We start from the raw sequence: 6,680 nt of genomic DNA, 5'->3' as shown, positions 1-6,680 counted from the left end.
GGAAGTGTTGTTAATGGGTTTGAAAGTATTGCCGGACAAATCAATACCGAGTTGGTAAAGCCTACAACAGATAATAAGCTATTTGTAAATCTTTATGGAGCCTCAAATCAGCGATTAGAACTTAATACGCATTTTAACACTAAAGTGTCTGATAAATGGAGTACAGGTTTGTATCTGCATGGTAATACACATCAAAAAAAGCACGACGTTAATGATGATGGATTCTTAGATATGCCATTATATAATCAGATTAATGTAATGAATCGCTGGCAGTATACCAATTCCGAAAAAGGTCTGGTAAGCTTTATTAATGTACGCTATCTTAATGATGAAAAACAAGCAGGTCAATTAGATTTCGACCCTAAAACAGATCGTGGAACTACTAATGCTTGGGGAAGTGAAATTGATACCGAACGTTTTGATATTACAACAAAATTAGGGTACGTAAATCCTGAAATTCCTTATCAAAGTATTGGATTTCAAACTGCGTTTAGTCATCATAGACAAGATTCCTATTTTGGTTTAAATGATTATGATATACAACACAATAGTTTTTATTCAAACCTTGTATACAATAGTATAATATCAGATTCGCGCCATAAGGTGAAAACTGGAATAAGTTTTACTTACGATCATTACGATGAGATGGTAAATGCGCAAGAATTTGAACGTACTGAAAATTCTGTTGGAGGTTTCTTTGAGTATGCCTATGATAATCTCGATAAATTAACCCTAACGGCTGGTGTTAGAGTAGATCAGCATAACAGATTAGGCTTTTTTATAACACCTCGTTTGCATATGCGTTATACACCTTGGGAAAGATCTGCATTAAGAGCTTCTATTGGACGAGGAAAGCGTAGTGCCAATATTTTTGCTGAAAATCAGAATTTATTTTCAAGTTCAAGACAGATTAATATTCAGAATTCTGGTGGGAAAGTATATGGATTAGACCCAGAGATTGCCTGGAATTATGGTTTAAGTTATCTACAAGGGTTTCATTTATTTGGTAGAAAAGCTGATGTAACTTTAGATTTTTATAGAACTGATTTTGAAAACCAAATTGTGGTAGATTGGGAAAATCCATTCGAAATTAATTTTTATAATTTAGATGGAAAAAGTTATGCTAATAGTTTTCAACTAGAATTTAATTATAATGTTTTTGAGCATTTCGATTTTAGAACGGCTTACAAGTATTACGATATTAAAACAGATTATAATTCTGGTAAACTTGAAAAACCATTAATACCAAAGCATCGTTTTTTTGCAAACGCTTCTTACGAAACACATCCTAATGTAAATGGAGGTTTATGGAAGTTTGATGCAACCTATAATTGGCTAGACTCGCAGCGTTTACCAAGTACAACGTTAAGTGCTACAGAATATCAATTAGATGAATATTCACCAACAGTAGCAACGCTGAACTTACAGTTGACAAAAGTGTTTTCTCCTAAATTTGAAGTATATTTAGGTGGTGAAAATGTAACTAATGTAAGGCAGAAAAACCCAATAATTAGTGCAGATAACCCTTTTGGTTCAAATTTTGATAGTAACTTTGTATATGGGCCAATTTTTGGTAGTATGTATTACGCAGGTTTGCGATATAAAATAAAATAATAAACCGTCATTGCGAGGAAGAATAACGAAGCAATCTTATAAACTGAAACTAGAAAGAGATTGCTGCAACTTTTTAAAGTCTCGTAAAGACAAAAACATAAAAAAATGAAACAAATAATTTTAATTTTTGCCTTGCTAGTAACAACAGTAACATTTGCACAAAACAAAAATGCAAAAGCTTCAATAGAGGTAGATGGAGTTTGTGGTATGTGTAAAGAGCGTATAGAAAAAGCAGCAATTAGAACAAAAGGTGTTAAGTCTGCCGTTTGGAATGTAGATACACACGAGCTTAAGCTCATTTACGATGAGCGCAAAACAGACCTTAAAACAATTTCAAAAAAAATAGCAGAAGTTGGTCACGATACCAAGGAAATAAAAGCTACAGACGAAGCTTATAAATCTGTACATCCTTGTTGTAAATATAGAGATAAGGATGTTGTTGACGATCATAAAGGAGAGAAGAAATCTACTAGTGAGCAGCATTAAGAAATGAAAAACCGAGCTAAATTAGCTCGGTTTTTTTGTGTCTAATACTTAAGCTCAATAAAGCCATTAATAGATCCACTTTCTTTTAAAATTTCAGAGAATGTGGTGTTTTTATTTTTTTTCAAGTATTCTTGCTTAGCCTTTTCATCCCATTCGTCATAAAACATATTTGCTTTCCCTTTAAAGCTTAGAACAATTGTTTTTCTATTAACTTCTGTTATGGTTAGTGTGCCACTGGTGATTTTAACTTCATAATCTAAATCCTTATTTTTATAGGGAACAAAAAAGGTGAATTCGTAATATGGTTGCGAATCATTAAATTTTGGATCTAATTGTTTAGAATCTAAAATTGGTTGTGCACTTTCAATGGCATTTGTTTGTTCATTAATCAATTTTTCTAGTTCAATTATAGCATTTTGGTCACCTTTTGAAGCTTTTTCTGCTAATACTTTTAATTGCTCTTCTTTAGATTTTAAATTAACGTTTAATTGGTCGGAAACTTGTTTAGCAGCCTTAAAATCTTCTGATTCAGATTTGTTTTTAAACTGATTTTGTTGCGTTTTGTAAAACATATCATTGCTTGTAGAGATAAACAATGTGTCGTTTTCTTCAAGAGGAATTTTATGTTTAACATTATGCAGAGATAATACCATTCTAAGACCATGTTTATAAGAAACACCATCTTGTAATTGTTCTGGGCTTGGTAATTGATATTGAAAAGCAGAGACTATAAATTCTGAATCATTTTCTGACTGTTCAATCTTTTCAAAACTTGAACATTGGTATGACTTTCCATTAAAATTGAAATTGATGTTTTGTGCCAACAATAGATTTGAAAGAATTAGGCTAAGAAAAGTGAGCAAAGTTTTCATTTTGATTAGTTCATGTTTAGTCAAAGCTATTAAGAATTAGAGTGGTGTAGTCGTAAAATTGTATCGTTGGTAATGTTTTGTTTGTAGATTGGTAAATAAATAGTTTAATAAGGGTTGTTTCTTATATGTGTTTTATAAAAAAAAGCCTTTGACGAAAATCAAAGGCTTTTACTTTATTGTCTAAACTCAACTATGCTATTTGCAAGAGTGAGCTCATTGTTTTTATGTGCTGCAGACTACATCATTCCTGGCATTCCGCCTCCACCCATTGGTGGCATAGCAGCAGGTGCATCTTCTTTAATATCTACCAGAGCACACTCAGTTGTTAAGATCATACCAGCAACAGAAGCAGCATTTTCTAAAGCAATACGTGTCACTTTTTTAGGGTCAATAATACCAGCTTTTAGCATGTCTACGTAAGCTTCAGATTTAGCATCGTAGCCAAAGTCTTTTTTACCTTCTAAAACTTTATTAATAACTACAGAACCTTCACCACCAGCATTTTCTACAATAGTTCTTAAAGGAGACTCAATGGCTTTATTTACAATTTGTACACCAGTAGTTTCATCTAAGTTATCAGTAGTGATTTTTTCTAAAGTTTTCTTAGCTCTTACTAAGGCAACTCCACCACCAGCAACAATACCTTCTTCTACAGCAGCACGAGTTGCATGTAAAGCATCATCAACTCTATCTTTCTTTTCTTTCATCTCTACTTCAGAAGCAGCACCAACATATAATACAGCAACACCACCTGCTAACTTCGCTAAACGCTCTTGTAGTTTTTCTCTGTCGTAATCTGAAGTGGTAGTTTCTATCTGCGCTTTTATTTGATTTACTCTAGCTTTAATGTCTGAAGATTTTCCGTTACCATTTACAATAGTAGTGTTGTCTTTATCTATCATTACAGATTCTGCAGTGCCAAGCATAGAAAGATCTGCATTCTCAAGAGAGAAGCCTCTTTCTTCAGAGATTACAGTTCCGCCAGTTAAGATGGCAATATCTTCTAACATTGCTTTACGTCTGTCTCCAAAACCAGGAGCTTTAACAGCAGCAATTTTTAATCCACCACGTAATTTGTTTACTACTAAAGTAGCTAAAGCTTGCCCTTCTACATCTTCTGCAATGATTAATAACGGACGACCAGATTGCGCTACTGGTTCTAATATTGGAAGAATTTCTTGTAAGTTAGAAATCTTTTTGTCAAATAATAAAATGTATGGATTCTCAAGATCAGCAATCATTTTATCAGCATCAGTAACAAAATAAGGAGATAAATAACCTCTGTCAAACTGCATACCTTCTACAACATCTACATAAGTATCTGTTCCTTTAGCTTCTTCAACAGTAATAACACCTTCTTTACCAACTTTTCCAAAAGCTTCAGCAATTAACTCGCCAATTGTGTTGTCGTTATTTGCAGAAATAGAAGCAACTTGTTGTATTTTTTCAGATGAATTACCAACCTTTTTAGCTTGTTTTTCTAAATCTTTAGTAATTGTGTCAACAGCTTTATCAATACCGCGTTTTAGATCCATTGGATTTGCACCAGCAGCAACGTTTTTTAATCCTTCTTTTACTATTGCTTGCGCTAATACAGTAGCAGTAGTTGTACCGTCACCAGCAAGGTCATTGGTTTTAGAAGCAACCTCTTTTACCATTTGTGCTCCCATGTTTTCTAATTCGTCTTCTAGCTCAATTTCTTTTGCTACCGAAACACCATCTTTGGTAACTTGAGGTGCGCCAAATGATTTACCAATAATTACATTACGACCTTTTGGTCCTAAAGTTACTTTTACTGCATTTGCTAAAGCATCGACACCGCGTTTTAGTCCGTCTCGAGCTTCAATATCGAATTTTATATCTTTTGCCATTTTTTTTAATTTTTAGCTTTTTGCCTCTAGCGATTTGCTATTGGCTTATAAGTTTATTTATTAATTTTAAGGTGCTAAAAGCCAAAGGCTAATAGCTAAAGTTTTATACAATTGCAAGAATGTCGCTTTCGCGCATCATTAAATAGTCTTTACCTTCAAGTTTTAATTCGGTTCCGCCATATTTTCCGTATAATACTGTGTCGCCAACTTTAACAGTTAAAGGTTCGTCTTTTTTTCCGTTGCCAATAGCAACAACAGTTCCCTTTTGCGGTTTTTCTTTTGCATTATCTGGAATAATGATTCCTGAAGCTGTTGTTGTTTCAGCTGCCATAGGTTCTACTAGAACACGATCTGCTAAAGGTTTAATGTTTAAAGCCATTTGTTATAATATTTTGATTATTTGAATTCATTTAACGCTATTGCGTTATTCGAAAATTATGCCAATGCAATTAGACTGACAAACTTTCAGATTTTAAATCACGAGATGTTATGTTTTAAAAAAAAAGTAGAGTATAAAAAAAGCCAACTGTAAAAGTTGGCTTAATTATTTGTAATACAATAAATTTATTATTGATCAGTACCATTTGTAGTACTAGTATCATCTGTATTTGTTGCCGGAGGTGTAGTTGGCATCTCTGTAGTTTCGTTTTCATCTAAAGCTTTAGAGTCTATGCTATTTCCAGAATCTAGGGTTAAGTTAGATGCTAAGATTAAAACGATAAGCGCTACAGCTAAAAACCAAGTACTCTTATCTAAGAAATCACCAGTCTTTTTTACACCACCTAATTGTTGTGTGCCGCCACCACCAAAAGATGACGATAAACCTCCACCTTTAGGGTTTTGTACCATAATTACTACAACTAGTAAAAATGCTACGATGACGATTAAGATTAAAAATATAGTAAATGCACTCATTTTATTTTGTGTTATTATCTTTTAATTCTTCTACCAATTTTATTTGGTCTGCAAAGAAACTACTTTTTTCTGGATATTTCAAACTTAATATTTTATAAGATTGAATTGCTTTATCATAGTTTTTTTGTTCCATGTATATACGAGCTAATGTTTCGGTCATTAAACTGTCAGAAACATCATCTTCATTTTTTATTAATTTAGGTTTTGGAGTGTAATTTGTTACCGGTTTTATTTTAGGGTTTTCGGTAATAAATTTATCAATAAGATCTAATTTGTTTTCGAGCGGTTGTGAAGTTTTAGCTTTTTCTGCTGGTGTTTCTATTTTAGTTTCTTCTTCTTCTTCTTCTATTCTTAAAATAGGTTTAAAGCTTGCAATCTTTAACCATTCTGCGAAAGAATGATTTTCGTTTTTATCGAATTCTAAGGGTTTGCCAATGTTTAGTTTTTCTTCAGGTGTAATATTATCTACATCAACTGCAATAATAGAATCTTCAATCTTAGGGTTGGTTTCATTTGCAATAGGATTCTCCTTTGCTTCAAACAAATTTGGATCTAAAACGCCTTCTGTAGCTTTAATTTGTGCTTTTAGAGCGTCGTCTATAGTTACCTTTTTGCTTACTGATATGTCCTCAACTTCATTAACTTCTAGAGATTTGATGTGCTCAGAGTTTTGCTTTATTTGATTAGAAATTTCATTCTGATTAAAGATTTCTGATGTTATATAATCAAACAAAACACTACGATCTACTGTATGTGCTGCCGTAATTTTTAAGGCATTATTGTATTTGTAACTTTCTTTTTGTTTCAGTCCTTTTAAATATAAGGCATGCAACGATTGAAAATATGGATATGCTTTAATTGTAGCAGAAATGGCATCGGTTTGAGAACTGGTTATAGTTTCAGGATGTTGTAATAAATATGT

General features: G+C 32.7%; 7 protein-coding genes. 2 read left to right on the top strand and 5 right to left on the bottom strand.

All coding sequences use genetic code 11. The features are described 5' to 3' along the window. A partial coding sequence (locus N4A42_RS14530; RefSeq protein WP_294075503.1) for a TonB-dependent siderophore receptor occupies nucleotides 1-1,614 on the top strand: 1,614 nt, incomplete at its 5' end. A 105-nt stretch (nucleotides 1,615-1,719) separates the two neighbouring features. Beyond that, a complete protein-coding gene (locus N4A42_RS14525; protein WP_294075502.1) occupies nucleotides 1,720-2,100 on the top strand; it encodes a heavy-metal-associated domain-containing protein in 381 nt (126 codons plus the stop codon). 41 nt (nucleotides 2,101-2,141) lie between these two features. Here N4A42_RS14525 and N4A42_RS14520 read toward each other — a convergent pair whose 3' ends face one another. The 5 genes from N4A42_RS14520 to N4A42_RS14500 form a co-directional block, all read right to left on the bottom strand. Then, nucleotides 2,142-2,972: a hypothetical protein gene (locus N4A42_RS14520; protein WP_294075501.1), complete on the bottom strand. Its 831-nt coding sequence runs from the start codon at nucleotides 2,970-2,972 to the stop codon at nucleotides 2,142-2,144. Nucleotides 2,973-3,208: 236 nt separating this feature from the next. Beyond that, nucleotides 3,209-4,843, bottom strand: coding sequence for a chaperonin GroEL (groL, locus tag N4A42_RS14515; RefSeq protein ID WP_294075500.1), 1,635 nt, complete (start codon nucleotides 4,841-4,843; stop codon nucleotides 3,209-3,211). Between the two features lie 103 nt (nucleotides 4,844-4,946). Next, nucleotides 4,947-5,222: a co-chaperone GroES gene (gene groES / locus N4A42_RS14510; protein ID WP_294075499.1), complete on the bottom strand. Its 276-nt coding sequence runs from the start codon at nucleotides 5,220-5,222 to the stop codon at nucleotides 4,947-4,949. A gap of 188 nt (nucleotides 5,223-5,410) precedes the next feature. After that, complete coding sequence (gene secG / locus N4A42_RS14505) at nucleotides 5,411-5,758, bottom strand: preprotein translocase subunit SecG (protein ID WP_294075497.1); 348 nt, start codon at nucleotides 5,756-5,758, stop codon at nucleotides 5,411-5,413. Nucleotide 5,759: 1 nt separating this feature from the next. Then, a partial coding sequence (locus tag N4A42_RS14500) for a hypothetical protein (RefSeq protein WP_294075495.1) occupies nucleotides 5,760-6,680 on the bottom strand: 921 nt, incomplete at its 5' end.

The sequence above is a fragment of the Winogradskyella sp. genome, from assembly GCF_025210595.1.
Taxonomy (GTDB): Bacteria; Bacteroidota; Bacteroidia; order Flavobacteriales; family Flavobacteriaceae; genus Winogradskyella.
Note: the sequence above shows the minus strand (reverse complement) of the source record. Positions and strands in the feature narration are given on the sequence as shown.

Bases quoted from the DNA above. Each gene is read 5' to 3' on its own strand.
- N4A42_RS14520 (WP_294075501.1), bottom strand. From the start codon at position 2,972: ATGAAAACTTTGCTCACTTTTCTTAGCCTAATTCTTTCAAATCTATTG.
- secG (WP_294075497.1), bottom strand. From the start codon at position 5,758: ATGAGTGCATTTACTATATTTTTAATCTTAATCGTCATCGTAGCATTT.
- groL (WP_294075500.1), bottom strand. From the start codon at position 4,843: ATGGCAAAAGATATAAAATTCGATATTGAAGCTCGAGACGGACTAAAA.
- groES (WP_294075499.1), bottom strand. From the start codon at position 5,222: ATGGCTTTAAACATTAAACCTTTAGCAGATCGTGTTCTAGTAGAACCT.
- N4A42_RS14525 (WP_294075502.1), top strand. From the start codon at position 1,720: ATGAAACAAATAATTTTAATTTTTGCCTTGCTAGTAACAACAGTAACA.